We start from the raw sequence: 19,226 nt of genomic DNA on the forward strand, positions 1-19,226 counted from the left end.
CATGTCTAATCAATACGGAGATAAGAATTTAAAGATTTTTTCTTTGAATTCGAATCCAGAGCTTGCAAAAGAAATCGCAGATATAGTTGGAGTTCAATTAGGGAAATGTTCTGTCACAAGATTTAGTGACGGGGAAGTCCAAATTAATATCGAAGAAAGTATTCGCGGATGTGATTGTTACATCATCCAGTCTACAAGTGACCCCGTTAACGAGCATATTATGGAACTGCTGATTATGGTAGATGCGTTAAAACGCGCTTCTGCAAAAACGATTAACATTGTTATTCCTTATTACGGTTATGCGCGTCAAGACAGAAAAGCAAGATCCCGTGAGCCAATCACAGCTAAACTTTTCGCTAACCTGCTTGAAACAGCCGGTGCGACTCGTGTGATTGCACTTGACCTGCATGCGCCGCAAATTCAAGGATTCTTTGATATACCGATTGACCACTTAATGGGTGTTCCGATTTTAGGAGAATATTTTGAAGGCAAAAATCTTGAAGATATCGTCATTGTTTCACCAGACCATGGCGGTGTGACACGTGCCCGCAAACTGGCTGACCGACTAAAAGCGCCAATTGCGATTATCGATAAACGCCGTCCGCGTCCAAATGTGGCGGAAGTCATGAATATTGTAGGTAACATCGAAGGTAAGACTGCTATCCTCATCGATGACATTATTGATACTGCAGGTACGATTACACTTGCTGCTAATGCGCTCGTTGAAAACGGAGCGAAAGAAGTATATGCATGCTGTACACACCCTGTACTATCAGGCCCTGCGGTAGAACGGATTAATAATTCAACAATTAAAGAGCTTGTTGTGACAAACAGCATCAAGCTTCCTGAAGAAAAGAAAATTGAACGCTTTAAGCAGCTTTCAGTCGGACCGCTTCTGGCAGAAGCAATTATTCGCGTTCATGAGCAGCAATCAGTCAGCTATCTGTTCAGCTAAACCATTTTTCGAGGTTTAAATCCTTATCGTTATGGGTATTGTTTGTAATAGGACAACTAAAACGACAATAGGATGGTGCTGAATATGGCAACTTTAACGGCAAAAGAAAGAACGGACTTTACTCGTTCGTCTCTTCGGAATATCCGTACTTCAGGACATGTTCCAGGTATCATATATGGGAAGGATACGGGTAACAAACCTGTGTCATTAGACAGTGTGGAGCTCATCAAAACGCTGAGGGACGAAGGCAAAAATGCAGTCATTACGCTTGAGGTCAGCGGAGAAAAGCACTCAGTCATGGTAACAGACCTGCAGACGGATCCGCTGAAAAATGAAATCACTCATGCTGATTTTCAAGTAGTTAATATGAGTGAGGACATTGAAGTGGAAGTTCCGATTCATCTGACCGGAGAAGCCATTGGAGTGAAAAACGGAGGCGTACTGCAGCAGCCGTTATATGCACTTACTGTAAAGGCCAAGCCAAAAGCCATTCCGCAAACGATTGAGGCTGATATTTCAAGCCTCGATGTAAATGAAGTACTGACGATTGCGGATTTGTCTGCTGGCGGTGACTACTCCTTTAATCATGAATCAGATGAGGTTGTGGCTTCAATCCTTCCTCCGCAGCAGCAGGAAGCAGCTGAGGTCGATGAAGAGGAATCTGCCGATGCTCAGCCAGAAGGTGAAAACGAACAATAATAGCTTAAGGCGTAACCCTCCCGCGGTTACGTCTTTTGTGCTAGAATGAGAAGAATTATAGCCCGTTTATGAAGACGGGAGTTATGTGACTAAGGGAGGATTCGCCATGCTTGTGATTGCCGGTCTCGGAAACCCGGGGAAGAACTATGAAAATACACGGCATAATGTCGGATTTATGGTGATAGATCAGCTTGCAAAGGAATGGAATATAGAGCTGAATCAAAATAAATTTAACGGATTATACGGAACCGGATTTGTTTCCGGCAAAAAGGTTCTACTTGTTAAACCGCTTACATATATGAATTTATCAGGAGAATGTTTGCGGCCTTTAATGGACTACTATGATGTCGATAACGAAGATTTGACAGTCATTTACGACGACCTTGACCTTCCGACTGGCAAGATCCGTTTAAGAACGAAAGGAAGCGCCGGAGGGCACAATGGCATCAAATCACTGATCCAGCATCTTGGAACGTCCGAGTTTGACCGTATCCGCATCGGAATCGGCCGGCCTGTAAACGGCATGAAGGTCGTTGATTATGTGTTAGGCTCCTTTACCAAGGAGGAGGCACCTGAGATCGAAGAAGCGGTTGATAAATCTGTGAAGGCTTGTGAGGCTTCTTTGAGTAAACCGTTTTTAGAAGTCATGAACGAATTTAACGCAAAGGTATAAAATGTAACAACAAAGTCCATACTACACCAAAATGACTTTTTCATCAGGAGGTCCCTTGTATGGCTTTGCATTATTATTGTCGTCATTGCGGAGTGAAAGTAGGCAGTCTCGAATCTTCAACGGTATCGACAGACTCACTTGGATTTCAGCACTTAACAAATGAGGAAAGAAACGATATGATTTCTTATAAAGAAAATGGAGATGTCCATGTTTCGACGATATGTGAAGACTGCCAAGAGGCGCTTGACCGAAATCCGCATTACCACGAATATCACACATTTATTCAATAAAAAGCTTTGGTGTAGACACTAGACCAAAGCGTTTTTCTGTTCTCACAGGAAACAGAGAGGAGGGGCCATATGGACAACATTCAAACCTTTATAAAAGAAAGCGATGACTTTAAATCCATCATCAACGGTTTACACGAGGGCCTGAAGGAACAGCTGCTCGCCGGTCTGTCGGGTTCCGCGCGTTCTGTTTTTACTTCTGCTCTGGCTAATGAAACGAATAAGCCTATCTTTTTAATCACCCATAACTTATATCAAGCCCAGAAAGTTACAGATGATCTGACTTCACTTCTAGAGGATCGGTCTGTCCTTTTGTACCCCGTCAATGAACTCATTTCATCAGAAATCGCAGTTGCAAGCCCTGAATTGCGGGCGCAGCGATTAGATGTCATTAATAGACTAACGAATGGAGAAGCGCCAATTGTCGTTGCTCCGGTAGCGGCAATCAGAAGAATGCTGCCGCCTGTAGAGGTGTGGAAAAGCAGCCAGATGCTCATTCAGGTAGGCCATGATATCGAACCTGACCAGCTTGCCTCACGGCTGGTAGAGGTAGGGTATGAGCGGTCTGATATGGTTTCTGCGCCTGGGGAATTCAGTATTCGCGGGGGAATCATTGACATTTATCCGCTGACTTCAGAGAATCCGGTGAGAATTGAACTTTTTGACACCGAGGTGGATTCAATCCGCAGCTTTAATTCAGATGATCAGCGGTCAATTGAGACCCTTACCTCGATCAATATCGGTCCCGCGAAGGAATTAATTATCAGACCGGAAGAAAAAGCGCGGGCGATGGAGAAAATCGATAGTGGTCTTGCCGCGAGCCTGAAAAAATTAAAGGCTGACAAACAAAAAGAAATACTTCATGCGAATATTTCTCACGATAAAGAACGTTTGTCTGAAGGCCAGACAGATCAGGAGCTCGTGAAGTATCTCTCATATTTCTATGAAAAGCCTGCTAGTTTACTAGATTATACACCTGATAATACACTTCTGATTTTGGATGAAGTCAGTCGGATTCATGAGATGGAAGAACAGCTTCAAAAAGAAGAAGCGGAGTTTATCACAAATCTTCTTGAGGAAGGGAAGATTTTGCATGACATTCGTTTGTCATTCAGCTTCCAGAAAATAGTAGCTGAGCAAAAACGGCCTCTGCTGTACTACTCTTTATTTTTGCGGCATGTACACCATACGAGCCCGCAAAATATCGTCAATGTGTCAGGCCGGCAAATGCAGAGTTTCCATGGCCAAATGAACGTGCTTGCGGGCGAAATGGAGCGTTTTAAAAAATCAAATTTCACTGTTGTGTTCTTAGGAGCAAACAAGGAACGTACACAGAAATTATCATCTGTTTTGGCTGATTATGATATCGAGGCCGCCGTGACAGACAGCAAAAAAGCGCTTGTTCAGGGACAGGTCTATATCATGGAAGGCGAGCTCCAATCGGGATTTGAGCTGCCGTTAATGAAGCTTGCCGTTATCACGGAAGAAGAACTGTTCAAAAACCGTGTAAAGAAGAAGCCGCGAAAACAGAAGCTTACCAATGCAGAGCGCATCAAAAGCTATTCTGAGCTTCAAATTGGAGATTATGTCGTTCATATTAATCACGGGATCGGAAAATACCTGGGGATCGAAACTCTTGAAATCAACGGCATTCATAAAGACTATTTAAATATACATTATCAGGGCAGTGACAAGCTTTACGTCCCTGTAGAACAAATTGATCAGGTCCAAAAATATGTCGGCTCCGAAGGAAAAGAGCCAAAGCTGTATAAATTAGGCGGAAGTGAATGGAAGCGGGTCAAGAAAAAAGTAGAGACATCCGTTCAGGATATTGCTGACGACTTAATTAAGCTGTATGCCGAAAGAGAAGCGAGCAAGGGCTATGCGTTTTCTCCTGACCATGAGATGCAGCGTGAATTCGAATCGGCTTTCCCTTATCAAGAGACTGATGATCAGCTCCGTTCGATTCACGAAATCAAAAAAGACATGGAAAGAGAACGTCCGATGGACCGCTTGCTGTGCGGAGATGTGGGCTACGGTAAAACAGAGGTTGCCATACGTGCCGCGTTTAAGGCGATCGGTGACGGAAAGCAGGTAGCTCTGCTCGTTCCGACAACCATTTTGGCACAGCAGCATTATGAAACCATAAAAGAGCGCTTCCAGGACTATCCGATTAATATCGGCCTTCTCAGCAGGTTCAGAACGAGAAAAGAAGCAAACGAAACAATCAAAGGGCTGAAAAACGGAACGGTTGATATCGTCATCGGGACGCATCGGCTTTTATCAAAGGATGTCGTGTATAAAGATTTAGGGCTCCTCATCATTGATGAAGAGCAGCGTTTCGGTGTAACCCATAAAGAAAAGATCAAGCAAATAAAAGCTAATGTTGATGTATTAACGTTAACAGCAACACCGATTCCGCGTACGTTGCATATGTCTATGCTTGGCGTAAGGGATCTTTCAGTCATCGAGACTCCACCGGAAAATCGCTTCCCCGTACAGACGTATGTTGTGGAATATAACGGCGCTCTTGTCAGAGAGGCGATTGAACGTGAGCTTGCACGCGGAGGCCAGGTCTATTTCTTGTACAACCGGGTAGAGGACATTGAGCGGAAAGCGGATGAAATTTCAATGCTAGTCCCTGACGCGAAGGTAGCATATGCGCATGGGAAAATGACAGAAAATGAATTAGAAACCGTTATGCTAAGTTTTCTTGAAGGAGAATCAGACGTTCTCGTCAGCACAACCATTATCGAAACTGGCGTGGACATCCCGAACGTCAATACGCTGATCGTATTTGACGCCGACAAGATGGGACTTTCTCAGCTTTACCAGCTGCGGGGGCGTGTCGGCCGTTCTAACCGTGTGGCGTATGCGTACTTCACGTATCGCCGGGATAAAGTGCTGACAGAAGTGGCTGAAAAAAGGCTGCAGGCTATTAAAGAATTCACAGAGCTAGGTTCCGGTTTTAAAATCGCAATGCGTGACTTAACGATTCGCGGAGCCGGGAATCTTCTTGGTGCCCAGCAGCATGGCTTCATCGATTCGGTCGGATTTGACCTCTATTCACAAATGCTGAAGGAGGCCATTGAGGAGCGCAAAGGAGACACAGCGAAGACAGAGCAGTTTGAAACAGAAATTGATGTCGAGCTTGATGCGTATATTCCGGAAACTTATATTCAAGACGGCAAACAGAAAATTGATATGTATAAACGCTTCAGGTCTGTGGCGACAATCGAAGAGAAGAATGAGCTTCAAGATGAAATGATCGACCGCTTTGGAAACTATCCAAAAGAAGTCGAATACTTGTTTACTGTTGCAGAAATGAAAGTCTATGCGAGACAGGAACGTGTCGAGCTGATTAAGCAGGATAAAGATGCTGTCAGATTGACGATTTCTGAAGAAGCAAGTGCTGAAATTGACGGGCAGAAGCTGTTTGAGCTTGGCAATCAATATGGCAGACAAATCGGACTGGGAATGGAAGGGAAAAAACTCAAAATCTCCATACAGACGAAAGGCCGTAGTGCTGATGTATGGCTCGACACCGTGCTGGGCATGCTGAAGGGCTTAAAAGATGTGAAAAAGCAAACCATTTCATCAACGTAAATTTTGTTACTCTCTGGTGTATATTACATTTGATGTGACGGATACTAATTTCAAGCGAGGCGGAAGGTACATAAAGTAACTGCTTTAGGTCTTTCCCACATGTATATACCATCAAATGAAAGAGAGGCACCAGAGATGAAAGCAACCGGTATCGTACGTCGTATTGATGACTTAGGTCGGGTCGTGATTCCTAAAGAAATTCGAAGAACTCTGAGAATCAGGGAAGGCGATCCGCTTGAGATTTTTGTAGATCGTGACGGAGAAGTGATTTTGAAAAAGTACTCTCCGATTAGTGAGCTTGGAGACTTTGCAAAGGAGTATGCAGACGCGCTTTACGACAGCCTCGGCCATTCAGTGCTGATTTGTGATCGTGATGTATATATTGCCGTGTCCGGCAGCTCCAAAAAAGATTACTTAAACAAGTCAATCAGCGAAATGCTGGAAAGAACAATGGATCAGCGCAGCTCCGTGCTTGAGAGTGATGCGAAATCAGTACAGCTTGTGAATGGAATTGATGAGGACATGAATTCTTATACTGTCGGCCCAATTGTGGCGAACGGTGATCCGATAGGTGCTGTGGTGATCTTTTCAAAAGATCAGACAATGGGCGAAGTAGAGCATAAAGCCGTTGAAACAGCAGCTGGATTTTTGGCTCGTCAAATGGAACAGTAGGTCTTATTCCTTTCTTCGAAAATAGGTATGTAAAGAACAGCTCTCCTTGGGACGCTGTTCTTTTTCATGCGTGCCGAAAAAGGAATCCAAGGGTTGGGATGTGGTATAATAACCTCGTTTTTATTTGTGCCGCGGTAATACGTGAACCGTATTGCCCCTGACGTTGGGAAGGAGCTTTTGGATGGACGATTCAATAGGCGTTAAACGGCATTGGATTTGGCAGGGGGCTTTTGTTTTAATTCTGGCAGGCGTCATCACAAAAATTTTAAGCGCTGTTTACAGAGTCCCGTTTCAAAACATTGTCGGCGATGTTGGATTTTATATATATCAGCAGGTATATCCCTTTCTTGGTATTGCGGTCATGCTGTCCACATCAGGATTTCCAGTCATTATTTCAAAGTTGATGAATGATTATAGTGAAAAAAATCATCACACCATATTAAAAATATCAGCGTTATTTTTGTCTTTAATCGGTATTTTATTATTTCTTTGTTTATATCTGGGTGCTGTTCCTATTGCACTCTTTATGGGGGATTCGCATCTAGCCGTGTTAATTCAAGTGGCCGCGTACGCGTTTCTGCTGTTCCCATTTGTCGCATTGCTTAGAGGCGGTTTTCAGGGGCGGCACGAAATGCTCCCTTCAGCCTTATCACAGATGACAGAGCAGTTTCTGCGTGTTGCGGTGCTCTTGGGTTTATCATTTTGGCTCGTGAAAAAGGGAGCCTCGCTTTATACTGCGGGAGCGGCAGCCGCTTCAGGCTCTCTTGCCGGAAGTTTGGTTGCATTGATAATACTGGGGTTTTTTTGGTTCAAAACGAAAAGAGACAACCAAACGGATAGGCAAAACGAAAATGTCATCACAACAAAAGAATTGACGAAAAAACTGCTTTTATATTCGGTTACAATTTGTGTAAGCAGTTTGCTGCTTTTGTTTATCCAGCTTGTTGATGCTTTGAATTTATATGCATTGCTTTCGGGTGGTGAGGCAAGCGAAGAAGCAAAACGCCTAAAGGGGATCTATGATCGGGGGCAACCCTTGCTGCAGCTCGGCTCAGTTTTTGCCGTAAGCATTGCGACGTCACTCGTTCCGTATATTTCTATGGCTGTAAAAAACAAAGAGCTGAAGATCATGAAAGAAAAAATTACGTCATCTTTGAAACTATGCCTTGTGCTCGGTACAGGCGCATCGGTTGGGTTGATTTGCATTCTAAAGCCGGTAAATATCATGCTGTTTCAAAATGGAGAAGGGACAGGTGCGTTACAAGTATTTAGCTGCTCCATTTTATTTGCATCCTTGGCGGTAACGGCAGCGGCAGTCTTACAGGGAGCGGGATACACAGTTTTTCCTGCGATAGCGGTGGGCGCGGGTGTTGCAGTGAAATGGGTGTTAAACACACTTTTGGTTCCGCGCTATGGGATTGAAGGCGCATCGCTTGCGACAGCGGCTTCCTTTGCGGCTGTCGCCGGCCTTAACTTGTATCAGCTTCGGCAAAAGGAATGGCTCGATAAGCTTAGCGGCGTTTTGATTCCGATTATTGGATCTGCTCTTTTGATGTCAGCTGTTTTGCTTGCGTATACGCGTCTATGGACTTTCTTGTTTCCTGCAACAGGAAGAGGAGTTGCTGTGATTGAGAGTCTTTCTGCTGTTGCAATTGGTGGCGCGGTGTTTATTTATTGTATGATGAGATTGGGAATATTTACAGATGAAGAGCTGAACAGTGTGCCATTCGGCAGCAAGTTAAGCAAATTCATGAGAAGGAGAGAACAAAATGGCGTGTGAAATTACAGTCGTGGGACTTGGTGCCGGAGACATGGACCAGTTGACAATTGGTATATACAAGCTGCTGACGAAGGCAGATACGCTGTATGTCAGAACCAAGGATCATCCTTTAATTGAGGAGCTTGAAAAAGAAACGAAGAACATCCGTTTCTTTGATGATATATATGAGAAACATGATCAGTTCGAGGCGGTATATGAAGAAATTGCTGATATCCTCTTTGAAGCGGCGCGGCGTGAGGACGTGGTTTATGCTGTGCCGGGACACCCTTTTGTCGCAGAAAAAACAGTTCAGCTGCTGACGGAGCGGCAGGAAAAGGAAAACGTTCAAGTGAAAGTTGCGGGTGGACAAAGTTTCCTTGATGCCACATTCAATGCCTTGCAAATTGACCCGATTGAAGGTTTTCAATTTGTGGATGCCGGCACATTGTCTGCGGATGAGCTTGAGCTCAGACATCATCTGATCATATGTCAGGTTTACGACCAAATGACGGCTTCTGAAGTCAAGCTGACATTGATGGAGAAGCTGCCTGATGATTATGAGGTCGTCATTGTGACTGCAGCAGGCAGCCGTGGCGAGGAGATCAAGACAGTGCCATTATTTGAGCTGGACCGCAATGTCGCCTTGAACAACTTAACAAGTGTGTATATTCCGCCGATTAAAGAAGAGAAGCTGCTTTATCACGAATTCTCCACGTTCCGAAGCATCATCAGAGAGCTTCGCGGACCTAATGGATGTCCGTGGGATAAAAAGCAGACGCATCAGTCATTAAAACAGTACATGATTGAAGAATGTTATGAGCTTCTCGAAGCTATTGACGAAGAAGACACAGACCATATGATCGAAGAGCTTGGCGACGTTTTGCTTCAGGTCTTGCTTCACGCGCAAATTGGTGAAGATGAAGGTTATTTCACAATTGATGATGTCATAAAAGGAATCAGTGAAAAAATGATCCGAAGACATCCCCATGTGTTTAAAGATGTTAAGGTTCAGGATGAAAACGATGTTTTGGCCAATTGGGAAGACATAAAAAAAGCCGAAAAAAACACATCCGAATCATCCTTATTAGACAGCGTGCCGAAAACTCTTCCAGCTCTTTCGAAAGCCGCTAAACTGCAGAAAAAAGCAGCGAAGGTCGGTTTTGACTGGGAAGATGTCAGCGATATTTGGGAAAAGGTAAGTGAGGAAATGAAGGAATTTTCTTCTGAGGTTTCTGAAGCTCCTCACGAACACAATCTTAAAGCCGAGTTTGGCGACATTTTGTTCGCGCTGGTGAATGTAGCCCGCTTCTACAAAATAGAGCCGGAGGAAGCGCTGGCCATGACCAATGACAAATTCCGGAGACGGTTCTCATATATTGAGACGTCAGCGAAGGAAAAGGGAATCGAACTGGCTGATATGTCTCTTGAGGACATGGACAAACTGTGGAATGAAGCAAAAGAAACTGAGAGGAGATCATAAATATGAGACTAGATAAATTTTTGAAAGTATCACGGCTGATCAAACGGCGTACACTAGCAAAGGAAGTAGCCGACCAAGGCCGCATCTCTATTAACGGAAACCAAGCTAAAGCAAGCTCAGACGTAAAACCGGGAGATGAACTAACGGTCCGCTTCGGCCAAAAGCTTGTAACGGTTCAAGTTAATGAATTGAAAGACACGACGAAAAAAGAAGAAGCTGCAAACATGTACACGATTCTAAAAGAAGAAAAACTCGGCGAATAGGCTTGTTCTAAAAAAATCCCCCACCTCATACAATGCAGTAATAATGCTAAAAGTATCGAGGATATGGGGGCTGAATAGATGAATTCATATTATGATCAAAAAGGTTCTTCGTCTGTTCCGGAACAGCATGATGTGACAATGAAAGGCCGGAAGCATTTAGATATTTCTGGGGTTAAGCATGTGGAGAGTTTTGATAACGAAGAATTCCTGCTGGAAACGGTGATGGGAATGCTCTCCGTCAGAGGCCAAAACCTGCAGATGAAAAATCTTGATGTGGAAAAAGGGATTGTTTCGATAAAAGGCAGGGTATTTGATTTAGTGTACTTAGACGAACAACAAGGGGATAAAGCTAAAGGGTTTTTTAGCAAGTTGTTTAAATGACGCTGACGACACAATTCTATACAATGCTGGCGATGTCCGGTATGGGTCTCTGGCTTGGTGCTTCGCTTGATACATACCGGCTCTTTGTCATTCGTCCCAAAACAGCCAGATGGCTATTATTTATTCATGATATTCTTTTCTGGATTGTGCAAGGACTGCTTTTCTTTTATGTCTTGCTTCATGTAAATGAGGGAGAATTCAGGATTTACATCTTTTTAGCGGTTCTGCTGGGCGTTGCGACGTATCAGAGCCTTTGCAAACGAATCTATATAAAAATACTGAAATTCTTCATTTACCTTGTTGTTTCTGTTTATCAATTCTTCAAAAAACTCATTCAGCACGTGTTATTTCGTCCTATTGTGTGGACATGCGGAGCGATCATCTGGCTGGCGGCATTTTTATTCAAGAAAACATACAGCCTGATTGGTTTTCTCCTGCTGTGTCTATATAAAATAGTCATGGTTCTGTGTTTTCCGATCCGTTTTATCGCGAAACAATGTTTGAAACTTCTTCCTGTGAAAATGCGTCTAACTTTTAGACGTTATTTTGAAAAAGGTGCAGGATTTCTCAAAAAGAAGAAGAAACTATTGATAACCATAAGAACGACCATTACACGGTTTTTGAAGAAATGAAAGGAGGACCGTCTGGTTTGAATTTTTCCAGGGAACGAACGATAACTGAAATACAAAACGACTATAAAGAACAAGTAGAACGGCAAAATCAGCTGAAGAAACGAAGACGCAAAGGGCTGTACAGACGGTTAACTGTATTCGGCGCCCTAGTATTCCTGACGGCAATTGTGCTGGCAAGCTCTGTCTGGTCCCAAACATCTTCCCTTAGTGCAAAAGAAGAAAAGAAAGAACAGCTTGAAAAAGAACTGAAAAGTTTAAAGACAAAACAAACGGATTTAAAAGAAGAAATATCCAAATTGAAGGATGAGGATTACGTCACAGAGCTTGCCAGAAGGGACTTATTCATGTCTGGAGACGGAGAAATTATTTTCAATGTGGAGAAGAAGAGCAAGTAGCCTTGTTGACACTTAAATTTTTATTTAGGTATAATTAAGCAAACGATCTTTTTATAAGCCTAAGGAGGAGCACTTTTTTTATGTCGATTGAAGTTGGCAGCAAGTTGCAAGGGAAAATTACAGGTATTACAAATTTTGGAGCGTTTGTTGAATTGCCTGGAGGCTCAACCGGTCTCGTTCACATTAGTGAGGTAGCTGATAATTATGTCAAAGACATTAACGACCACTTAAAAGTCGGCGACCAAGTTGAAGTGAAAGTCATCAACGTTGAAAAAGACGGGAAAATTGGTTTATCTATTAAAAAAGCTAAAGACCGTCCGCAAGCCAGACCTAGAAATGATTTCCGTCCGAAAGAATCTTTTGAACAGAAAATGAATAAGTTTTTAAAAGACAGCGAAGATCGCTTGTCATCTTTAAAACGCAATACGGAATCAAAACGTGGAGGGCGCGGAGCAAGAAGAGGATAACTTGCTGCTTTCTATAAAATAAATGAAGCATCCGTTCATCCCGACGGATGCTTTTTTATTATCCTCACCCTCATTAATAGTCAGAAAATTATAACATTAAAGTTTCTGTTGACGAAAGAGACAAACCTTTGTATTATATAACTTGTGCTTAGAAGCACAAAACAATATGGCGGTGTAGCTCAGCTGGCTAGAGCGTACGGTTCATACCCGTGAGGTCGGGGGTTCGATCCCCTCCGCCGCTACCATATTTGTTTGGCCCGTTGGTCAAGCGGTTAAGACACCGCCCTTTCACGGCGGTAACACGGGTTCGAATCCCGTACGGGTCATCCTAAAAAATCGGTTTCTCTTGCAGAAGCCGATTTTTTTCATTTTTAGACAACATTCCGGAAATTCTTTTCATAAACGAATATCAAGGCAGAAACCGTCGAAGATTTCTTTGGTATTGTTACCTTCTTTTGACAAAATCCTATCTGTGCTTTCGCTATAATGACAGGCAACGAATATAACAGGTGGGAGATGAGAGGAATGGAAAAAGCAGAAAGAAGAGTGAACGGGCCAATGGCGGGACAAGCTTTGGAAAAACTCCAATCGTTTTTTAACAGGGGCACGAAGCTGGTGACTCATCATTTGCATTCACTGTTTTTCTATAAAGGATTCATTTATGTTGTCATCGGATTTTTGCTTGGACGGGCTTTCATATTATCCGAGGTGCTTCCTTTCGCACTTCCTTTCTTTGGAGCGATGCTTCTTATCAGAAGAGACAAAGCGTTTTATGCGGTTTTGGCTGTGCTTGCAGGTGCGCTGACCATATCTCCAAAGCACTCATTGCTCATACTGGCGGCATTGCTGGCATTCTTCGTATTTTCTAAAGTGGCTGCCTTCATTACCGACGATCGTGTAAAAGCACTCCCGATTGTCGTGTTCTTCTCGATGGCTGCAGCAAGAGCCGGGTTTGTTTATGCCCAGAATGGTGTATTTACAACCTATGATTATGTAATGGCTATCGTTGAGGCTGGACTGTCGTTTATCTTAACACTGATTTTCCTTCAGAGCCTTCCGATTTTTACTGTGAAAAAAGTGAAACAATCATTAAAAATAGAGGAAATCATTTGCTTTATGATTCTTATTGCCTCTGTTTTAACGGGGCTGGCCGGCTTGTCCTACCAAGGGATGCAGGCAGAACATATATTGGCTCGTTATGTTGTATTGAGTTTTTCCTTTATTGGCGGAGCAAGCATCGGCTGTACGGTTGGTGTTGTGACCGGCCTGATTCTTGGCTTGGCGAATATCGGAAACCTATATCAAATGAGTCTGCTTGCTTTTTCCGGTTTATTGGGAGGTTTGCTGAAGGAAGGAAAAAAAGCGGGTGCAGCAATCGGTCTTATCGTTGGTTCACTTCTTATATCTTTATATGGTGAAGGCTCTGCCGGTCTGATGACAACGCTCTATGAGTCATTAATCGCAGTCGGCCTGTTTTTGCTCACACCTCAATCTATTACAAGGAAAGTGGCGAGATATATTCCGGGAACTGTCGAGCATCTTCAAGAGCAACAGCAATACGCTAGAAAAATCCGTGATGTCACTGCTCAGAAGGTAGACCAGTTCTCCAATGTATTTCACGCGCTGTCTGAAAGCTTTGCAACCTTTTATCAAGCATCAGACGAACAGACAGATGACAGCGAAGTTGATCTGTTCTTAAGCAAAATCACGGAGCATTCCTGCCAGACGTGCTACAAGAAAAACAGGTGCTGGGTACAGAACTTTGATAAAACATATGACTTAATGAAACAAGTTATGCTTGAAACAGAGGAAAAAGAATATGCATCAAACCGAAGGCTGAAAAAAGAGTTTCAACAGTATTGTTCTAAATCCAAGCAGGTTGAAGAGCTGATTGAGGATGAGCTCGCACATCATCATGCCCATTTGACACTCAAGAAAAAAGTCCAAGACAGCAGGCGCCTTGTTGCTGAACAGCTTTTAGGCGTTTCTGAGGTTATGGCCGACTTTTCTCGGGAAATAAAAAGAGAGCGAGAACAGCACTTTCTACAGGAAGAGCAAATCATAGAAGCGCTTCAGCATTTCGGAATTGAGATTCAGCATGTCGAGATCTATAGTCTTGAACAAGGAAATATCGATATTGAAATGACCATTCCGTTCAGCGGACATGGAGAAAGCGAAAAAATCATTGCTCCTATGCTTTCTGACATTCTGGAAGAACAAATTCTTGTGAAAGCCGAACAGCACTCTCCGCATCCGAATGGATACAGCCATGTCGCCTTTGGATCAACAAAATCATACAGGGTGTCCACAGGAGCTGCTCACGCTGCGAAGGGCGGCGGCCTTGTCTCCGGCGACAGCTACAGCATGATGGAGCTTGGAGCCAGAAAATATGCTGCAGCAATCAGTGACGGAATGGGCAATGGCGCAAGAGCGCACTTTGAAAGCAATGAAACGATCAAGCTTCTTGAAAAAATCCTTGAATCGGGAATTGATGAAAAAATAGCAATTAAAACGATAAACAGCATACTGTCTCTAAGGACAACTGACGAAATATATTCCACGCTTGACCTATCTATTATCGATCTTCAAGATGCCAGTTGTAAATTTTTGAAGGTTGGATCGACGCCTAGCTTTATTAAACGGGGTGACCAGGTCATGAAAGTTCAAGCGAGCAATCTGCCAATCGGTATTATTAATGAATTCGATGTGGAGGTTGTGAGTGAACAGCTGAAAGCGGGTGACCTCTTAATTATGATGAGTGATGGCATTTTTGAGGGGCCTAAGCATGTGGAAAATCACGACTTATGGATGAAGCGTAAAATGAAAGGGTTGAAAACAAATGACCCGCAGGAGATTGCCGATTTGCTTATGGAAGAAGTCATCCGCACAAGGTCCGGCCAAATTGAGGACGATATGACTGTTGTTGTCGTCCGGATTGATCACAATACACCGAAGTGGGCATCCATTCCTGTTCCGGCAATCTTTCAAAACAAACAAGAAATTTCATAACGCTTCCGTATAAATCAAATTTCTTCTGGCGAAGATGGGAATATATGAATCTGAGAATCCTCGTATTCTCCAGGAGGAATGAATGTGAACAACGGACATTTAAATCAAATTTTGCTGATAACGGATGGCTGCTCAAACCATGGGGAAGACCCGCTTGCAATGGCTGCTTTTGCTAAAGAGCAGGGGATTACGGTAAATGTCATTGGTATAATGGAAGAAAATCAAATTGACCCTGAGGCAATGAAGGAAGTCGAAGGGATTGCACTTGCCGGAGGAGGCGTGCACCAAGTCGTTTATGCATCTCAGCTTTCACAAACTGTTCAAATGGTAACAAAAAAAGCGATGACGCAAACCTTACAAGGTGTAGTCAATCAAGAACTGAAACAGATTCTCGGAAAGAATGTGGAAATGGAAGAGCTTTCTCCGGAAAAACGCGGAGAAGTCATGGAAGTGGTAGACGAGCTTGGAGAAACGGTGCATCTTCAGGTTTTGGTTCTTGTTGATACAAGTGCAAGTATGGCGCCAAAGCTTCCAACAGTAAAAGAGGCGCTGATTGATTTGTCTGTAAGCCTCAATTCCCGAATTGGGAATAACGAATTTGCGATGTGTATATTTCCCGGGAAAAAACAAGAGGTCGAGCTTGTGCTGAACTGGACACCGAAGCTGCAATCTCTTTCCACACTCTTTGCAAAGCTTTCGACAGGCGGCATCACGCCGACAGGTCCGGCGATTCGTGAAGCGACACTGCAGTTTGAAAAAATACGCTCAAGAAGGGGCATGCTGGCAGATGATGAACGACGCTTTGACGAGTTTAGCATGTAGCCTCAAGCCGGGTACGACAATCAAAGGCAAGTGGAATGGAAACACTTATACATTGCGTAAACAGCTTGGTAAAGGGGCCAATGGAATTGTGTATTTGGCAGAAGCATCAGATGGACATGTTGCCTTAAAGGTGAGTGATGACAGCCTGTCTATTACTTCTGAAGTGAATGTCTTGAAATCTTTCTCAAAGGCCCAGTCCGTTACGATGGGGCCTTCTTTTTTTGATACGGATGATGCCTATATTCCCAGTGCCAATACGAAAGTTTCATTTTATGCAATGGAATACATAAAAGGGCCGCTGCTTTTGAAGTATGTCAGTGATAAAGGAACAGAGTGGATACCGGTATTAATGATTCAGCTGTTATCCAGCTTATCGGTGCTTCACCAGCAAGGATGGATATTCGGCGATCTTAAACCTGATAATCTGATCGTAACTGGTCCGCCCGCAAGGATCCGCTACATTGATGTAGGTGGCACGACAAAGGAAGGCCGGGCGATAAAAGAGTATACGGAGTTTTATGACAGAGGCTATTGGGGGTATGGAACAAGAAAGGCAGAGCCATCCTATGATCTGTTCGCAGTTGCCATGATTATGATCAACAGTGTGCATAAAAAAGAATTTAAGAAAACGAACCAGCCCAAAGAACAGCTTAGGTCTCTCATCGAAGGAAACCCGCTGCTTCAAAAGTATAAAAAAGTGCTTTTTTCAGCCTTGAACGGAGATTATCAATCCGCAGATGAAATGAAAAAGGATATGCTAGACGCGGGGCAAAAAGCAGCACAAAGAAAACAGCCTATAAAAGCATCACCGCAGCCTGCCACACGACAAAGACAGCAAATACCGCGCCAAGGAAAAATAACGAAGACGCGATATACCCCAAAACAGAAACCGGCTAAGTCGGGGGGGTTATTTGAAACAACGCTTATCGTGATCAGTGTTTTAGCGCTTTATTTCGCCTATATTATCTTTTTCTTAATCTGAAAGGCGCAAACTGCAGAGCCTATGCTTCTTCTTTGCTTGGAGGGGTTGAAAGTGTTAGGATATGAATATCTTTAAAATACCTGCTCATTGTGAGGAGGACATTGTGAAAAGTGTCAAAGATTTTTTAAACAAACACAATCTTACGTTAAAAGGGGCGACAATCATTGTAGGCGTTTCCGGCGGTCCGGACTCAATGGCTCTTCTTCACGCGTTGCATACGTTATGCGGCCGTTCAGCGAATGTTATTGCAGCTCACGTTGACCATCGTTTCAGAGGTGCGGAATCCGAGGAGGACATGCGTTTTGTCCAAGCTTATTGTAAAGCTGAACAGCTCGTGTGCGAAACGGCTCAAATCAATGTAACCGCATATGCACAGGAAAAAGGACTCAATAAGCAGGCTGCAGCACGCGATTGCCGCTACCAGTTTTTTGAGGAAATCATGTCGAAGCACCAAGCGGACTATCTGGCTCTTGCGCATCATGGTGATGACCAGGTTGAAACAATGCTTATGAAACTGGCTAAGGGTACGCTTGGAACGGGACTTGCGGGAATGCAGCCGGTTAGACGTTTTGGGACGGGGCGGATCATCAGGCCGTTCTTACCCATTACAAAGGAAGAGATCCTTCACTATTGCCGTGAAAACGGCTTGAGCTACCGGACGGATGAAAGCAACGCCAAAGATGACTACACAAGAAACAGATTCAGAAAAACAGTGCTCCCGTTTTTGAAGCAGGAATCTCCGGATGTGCATAAAAGGTTTCAGAAAGTGAGTGAAGCACTGACGGAAGATGAGCAATTCTTACAGTCATTAACGAAAGATGAAATGAATAAAGTAATCACAAGCCAGTCTAATACATCAGTTGAAATCAATTCCTCTCAATTGCTTGCCCTCCCGATGCCTTTACAAAGAAGAGGAGTTCAACTAATATTAAACTATCTTTATGAAAACGTTCCATCATCCTTTTCGGCCCATCACATTCAGCAATTTCTCGATTGGGCGGAAAATGGCGGTCCTTCAGGAGTACTGGACTTTCCGAAAGGGCTGAAGGTGGTCAAATCATATCAGACATGTTTGTTTACATTTGAACAATGGCAGTGCAAAAATGTTCCCTTTGAATACCAAATTAGCGGAGCTTCTGATGAAACGGCAGTGCTCCCTAATGGATATCTGATAGAGGCAAAGCATTATGCGGACTCGCCTGAAGAACATGGGAATGCTGTTTTTATCACAAGTGAAAAAAAGGTGCGATTTCCCTTAACAATCCGGACGAGAAAAGCTGGAGACCGGATCAAACTAAAAGGGATGAACGGATCAAAAAAGGTAAAGGATATATTTATTGATAAGAAACTGCCTCTCCAAGAAAGAGACAACTGGCCGATTGTGACGGACGCAAGCGGTGAAATTATCTGGATACCTGGCTTGAAAAAATCAATTTTTGAAGATCTTGTGATTCCAAACAGCGACCGCATTGTATTACAATATAGACAGCATGAAAAGTGTAGGGGGCAAGCAAAATCATGATGAAACATGATATCGAGAAAGTACTGATCTCAGAGGAAGAGATACAAAAGAAAGTAAAAGAGTTAGGTGCAGAATTAACGAGCGAGTATCAAGATACTTTTCCGTTGGCAATCGGTGTGTTAAAAGGAGCACTTCCTTTTATGGCGGATCTTATCAAGCATATTGATACATATTTGGAAATGGATTTCATGGATGTATCAAGCTACGGAAATTCTACGGTTTCTTCTGGAGAAGTAAAAATCATTAAAGATTTGGATACATCTGTAGAGGGCCGGGACATCTTAATTATTGAAGATATCATCGACAGTGGGTTAACCTTAAGTTATCTCGTAGAGCTCTTCCGATACCGTAAAGCAAAATCAATTAAGATTGTTACCCTTTTGGATAAACCGAGCGGAAGAAAAGCGGACATCAAAGCAGACTTTGTCGGTTTTGAAGTTCCTGACGCGTTTGTAGTGGGTTACGGACTTGATTATGCTGAGCGCTATCGCAATCTGCCTTATATCGGAGTGTTAAAACCGGCAGTTTATGAAAGCTGATCGGCAGCCTGCTTCCGAGATGGTTATTGTTTGTATTGGAATGATTTTCTATGGTACTATTGAACATAGTTGTGCTTACTGTG

Annotated in this window: 18 protein-coding genes and 2 tRNA genes; all 20 read left to right on the plus strand. The window is 43.4% G+C overall.

Annotated features, from left to right (window positions below):
• Nucleotide 1: 1 nt before the first annotated feature.
• The 20 genes from NYE53_RS00315 to hpt all read left to right on the plus strand — a co-directional run bounded on the left by NYE53_RS00315 (nucleotide 2) and on the right by hpt (nucleotide 19,143).
• Nucleotides 2-955 (plus strand): ribose-phosphate diphosphokinase, encoded by a 954-nt coding sequence (locus NYE53_RS00315; protein ID WP_003218353.1) that lies wholly within the window; start codon nucleotides 2-4, stop codon nucleotides 953-955.
• A gap of 84 nt (nucleotides 956-1,039) precedes the next feature.
• Nucleotides 1,040-1,654 (plus strand): 50S ribosomal protein L25/general stress protein Ctc, encoded by a 615-nt coding sequence (locus tag NYE53_RS00320; protein WP_339246695.1) that lies wholly within the window; start codon nucleotides 1,040-1,042, stop codon nucleotides 1,652-1,654.
• Nucleotides 1,655-1,760: 106 nt separating this feature from the next.
• A complete protein-coding gene (gene pth, locus NYE53_RS00325; RefSeq protein WP_003226727.1) occupies nucleotides 1,761-2,327 on the plus strand; it encodes an aminoacyl-tRNA hydrolase in 567 nt (188 codons plus the stop codon).
• Between the two features lie 59 nt (nucleotides 2,328-2,386).
• Nucleotides 2,387-2,617: an anti-sigma-F factor Fin gene (fin, locus tag NYE53_RS00330; protein WP_339246698.1), complete on the plus strand. Its 231-nt coding sequence runs from the start codon at nucleotides 2,387-2,389 to the stop codon at nucleotides 2,615-2,617.
• A 69-nt stretch (nucleotides 2,618-2,686) separates the two neighbouring features.
• Entirely contained in the window at nucleotides 2,687-6,220 is a 3,534-nt protein-coding gene (gene mfd / locus NYE53_RS00335) for a transcription-repair coupling factor (RefSeq protein WP_339246701.1), read from the plus strand.
• 135 nt (nucleotides 6,221-6,355) lie between these two features.
• Nucleotides 6,356-6,892: a stage V sporulation protein T gene (spoVT, locus tag NYE53_RS00340; RefSeq protein WP_003218365.1), complete on the plus strand. Its 537-nt coding sequence runs from the start codon at nucleotides 6,356-6,358 to the stop codon at nucleotides 6,890-6,892.
• Nucleotides 6,893-7,073: 181 nt separating this feature from the next.
• Nucleotides 7,074-8,672 (plus strand): polysaccharide biosynthesis protein, encoded by a 1,599-nt coding sequence (locus NYE53_RS00345; RefSeq protein WP_339246704.1) that lies wholly within the window; start codon nucleotides 7,074-7,076, stop codon nucleotides 8,670-8,672.
• Nucleotides 8,662-10,131, plus strand: coding sequence for a nucleoside triphosphate pyrophosphohydrolase (gene mazG, locus NYE53_RS00350; protein WP_339246706.1), 1,470 nt, complete (start codon nucleotides 8,662-8,664; stop codon nucleotides 10,129-10,131). Before NYE53_RS00345 ends, mazG begins: the two co-directional genes overlap by 11 nt.
• A 2-nt stretch (nucleotides 10,132-10,133) precedes the next feature.
• Nucleotides 10,134-10,394: a S4 domain-containing protein gene (locus tag NYE53_RS00355; protein WP_003226716.1), complete on the plus strand. Its 261-nt coding sequence runs from the start codon at nucleotides 10,134-10,136 to the stop codon at nucleotides 10,392-10,394.
• A gap of 78 nt (nucleotides 10,395-10,472) precedes the next feature.
• Nucleotides 10,473-10,775, plus strand: coding sequence for a sporulation protein YabP (gene yabP / locus NYE53_RS00360; protein WP_003226714.1), 303 nt, complete (start codon nucleotides 10,473-10,475; stop codon nucleotides 10,773-10,775).
• Nucleotides 10,772-11,407, plus strand: a complete 636-nt coding sequence (yabQ, locus tag NYE53_RS00365) for a spore cortex biosynthesis protein YabQ (RefSeq protein ID WP_339246709.1) — start codon at nucleotides 10,772-10,774, stop codon at nucleotides 11,405-11,407. Before yabP ends, yabQ begins: the two co-directional genes overlap by 4 nt.
• Before the next feature lie 17 nt (nucleotides 11,408-11,424).
• Complete coding sequence (gene divIC / locus NYE53_RS00370; RefSeq protein ID WP_003243211.1) at nucleotides 11,425-11,802, plus strand: cell division protein DivIC; 378 nt, start codon at nucleotides 11,425-11,427, stop codon at nucleotides 11,800-11,802.
• Between the two features lie 80 nt (nucleotides 11,803-11,882).
• Nucleotides 11,883-12,269 carry a S1 domain-containing RNA-binding protein gene (locus tag NYE53_RS00375; protein ID WP_003218379.1) on the plus strand — a complete coding sequence of 129 codons (387 nt, stop codon included), beginning with the start codon at nucleotides 11,883-11,885 and terminating at the stop codon, nucleotides 12,267-12,269.
• Nucleotides 12,270-12,437: 168 nt separating this feature from the next.
• A tRNA-Met gene (locus tag NYE53_RS00380) sits at nucleotides 12,438-12,514 on the plus strand.
• Nucleotides 12,515-12,523: 9 nt separating this feature from the next.
• Nucleotides 12,524-12,595 (plus strand) — tRNA-Glu (locus tag NYE53_RS00385).
• A gap of 199 nt (nucleotides 12,596-12,794) precedes the next feature.
• Nucleotides 12,795-15,278 (plus strand): stage II sporulation protein E, encoded by a 2,484-nt coding sequence (gene spoIIE / locus NYE53_RS00390; protein ID WP_015253002.1) that lies wholly within the window; start codon nucleotides 12,795-12,797, stop codon nucleotides 15,276-15,278.
• A gap of 84 nt (nucleotides 15,279-15,362) precedes the next feature.
• A complete protein-coding gene (locus tag NYE53_RS00395; protein ID WP_133954639.1) occupies nucleotides 15,363-16,100 on the plus strand; it encodes a VWA domain-containing protein in 738 nt (245 codons plus the stop codon).
• The gene (prkT, locus tag NYE53_RS00400; RefSeq protein WP_339246713.1) at nucleotides 16,066-17,082 is read left to right on the plus strand and encodes a serine/threonine protein kinase PrkT; all 1,017 of its coding nucleotides are present in this window, start codon (nucleotides 16,066-16,068) and stop codon (nucleotides 17,080-17,082) included. The genes NYE53_RS00395 and prkT overlap by 35 nt, the downstream gene beginning before the upstream one ends.
• Nucleotides 17,083-17,185: 103 nt before the next feature.
• Nucleotides 17,186-18,604, plus strand: a complete 1,419-nt coding sequence (gene tilS, locus NYE53_RS00405) for a tRNA lysidine(34) synthetase TilS (protein WP_327829737.1) — start codon at nucleotides 17,186-17,188, stop codon at nucleotides 18,602-18,604.
• Nucleotides 18,601-19,143, plus strand: a complete 543-nt coding sequence (hpt, locus tag NYE53_RS00410) for a hypoxanthine phosphoribosyltransferase (RefSeq protein WP_003226700.1) — start codon at nucleotides 18,601-18,603, stop codon at nucleotides 19,141-19,143. The genes tilS and hpt overlap by 4 nt, the downstream gene beginning before the upstream one ends.
• The last annotated feature ends 83 nt before the right edge of the window (nucleotides 19,144-19,226 follow it).

The sequence above is a fragment of the Bacillus sp. FSL R5-0523 genome (assembly GCF_037975295.1).
Taxonomy (GTDB): Bacteria; Bacillota; Bacilli; order Bacillales; family Bacillaceae; genus Bacillus; species Bacillus subtilis.

Excerpts from the sequence above, each read along its gene's own strand:
- NYE53_RS00315 (WP_003218353.1), top strand. The coding sequence starts at position 2 with ATGTCTAATCAATACGGAGATAAGAATTTAAAGATTTTTTCTTTGAAT.
- NYE53_RS00320 (WP_339246695.1), top strand. The coding sequence starts at position 1,040 with ATGGCAACTTTAACGGCAAAAGAAAGAACGGACTTTACTCGTTCGTCT.
- pth (WP_003226727.1), top strand. The coding sequence starts at position 1,761 with ATGCTTGTGATTGCCGGTCTCGGAAACCCGGGGAAGAACTATGAAAAT.
- fin (WP_339246698.1), top strand. The coding sequence starts at position 2,387 with ATGGCTTTGCATTATTATTGTCGTCATTGCGGAGTGAAAGTAGGCAGT.
- mfd (WP_339246701.1), top strand. The coding sequence starts at position 2,687 with ATGGACAACATTCAAACCTTTATAAAAGAAAGCGATGACTTTAAATCC.
- spoVT (WP_003218365.1), top strand. The coding sequence starts at position 6,356 with ATGAAAGCAACCGGTATCGTACGTCGTATTGATGACTTAGGTCGGGTC.
- NYE53_RS00345 (WP_339246704.1), top strand. The coding sequence starts at position 7,074 with ATGGACGATTCAATAGGCGTTAAACGGCATTGGATTTGGCAGGGGGCT.
- mazG (WP_339246706.1), top strand. The coding sequence starts at position 8,662 with ATGGCGTGTGAAATTACAGTCGTGGGACTTGGTGCCGGAGACATGGAC.
- NYE53_RS00355 (WP_003226716.1), top strand. The coding sequence starts at position 10,134 with ATGAGACTAGATAAATTTTTGAAAGTATCACGGCTGATCAAACGGCGT.
- yabP (WP_003226714.1), top strand. The coding sequence starts at position 10,473 with ATGAATTCATATTATGATCAAAAAGGTTCTTCGTCTGTTCCGGAACAG.
- yabQ (WP_339246709.1), top strand. The coding sequence starts at position 10,772 with ATGACGCTGACGACACAATTCTATACAATGCTGGCGATGTCCGGTATG.
- NYE53_RS00375 (WP_003218379.1), top strand. The coding sequence starts at position 11,883 with ATGTCGATTGAAGTTGGCAGCAAGTTGCAAGGGAAAATTACAGGTATT.
- spoIIE (WP_015253002.1), top strand. The coding sequence starts at position 12,795 with ATGGAAAAAGCAGAAAGAAGAGTGAACGGGCCAATGGCGGGACAAGCT.
- prkT (WP_339246713.1), top strand. The coding sequence starts at position 16,066 with ATGATGAACGACGCTTTGACGAGTTTAGCATGTAGCCTCAAGCCGGGT.
- hpt (WP_003226700.1), top strand. The coding sequence starts at position 18,601 with ATGATGAAACATGATATCGAGAAAGTACTGATCTCAGAGGAAGAGATA.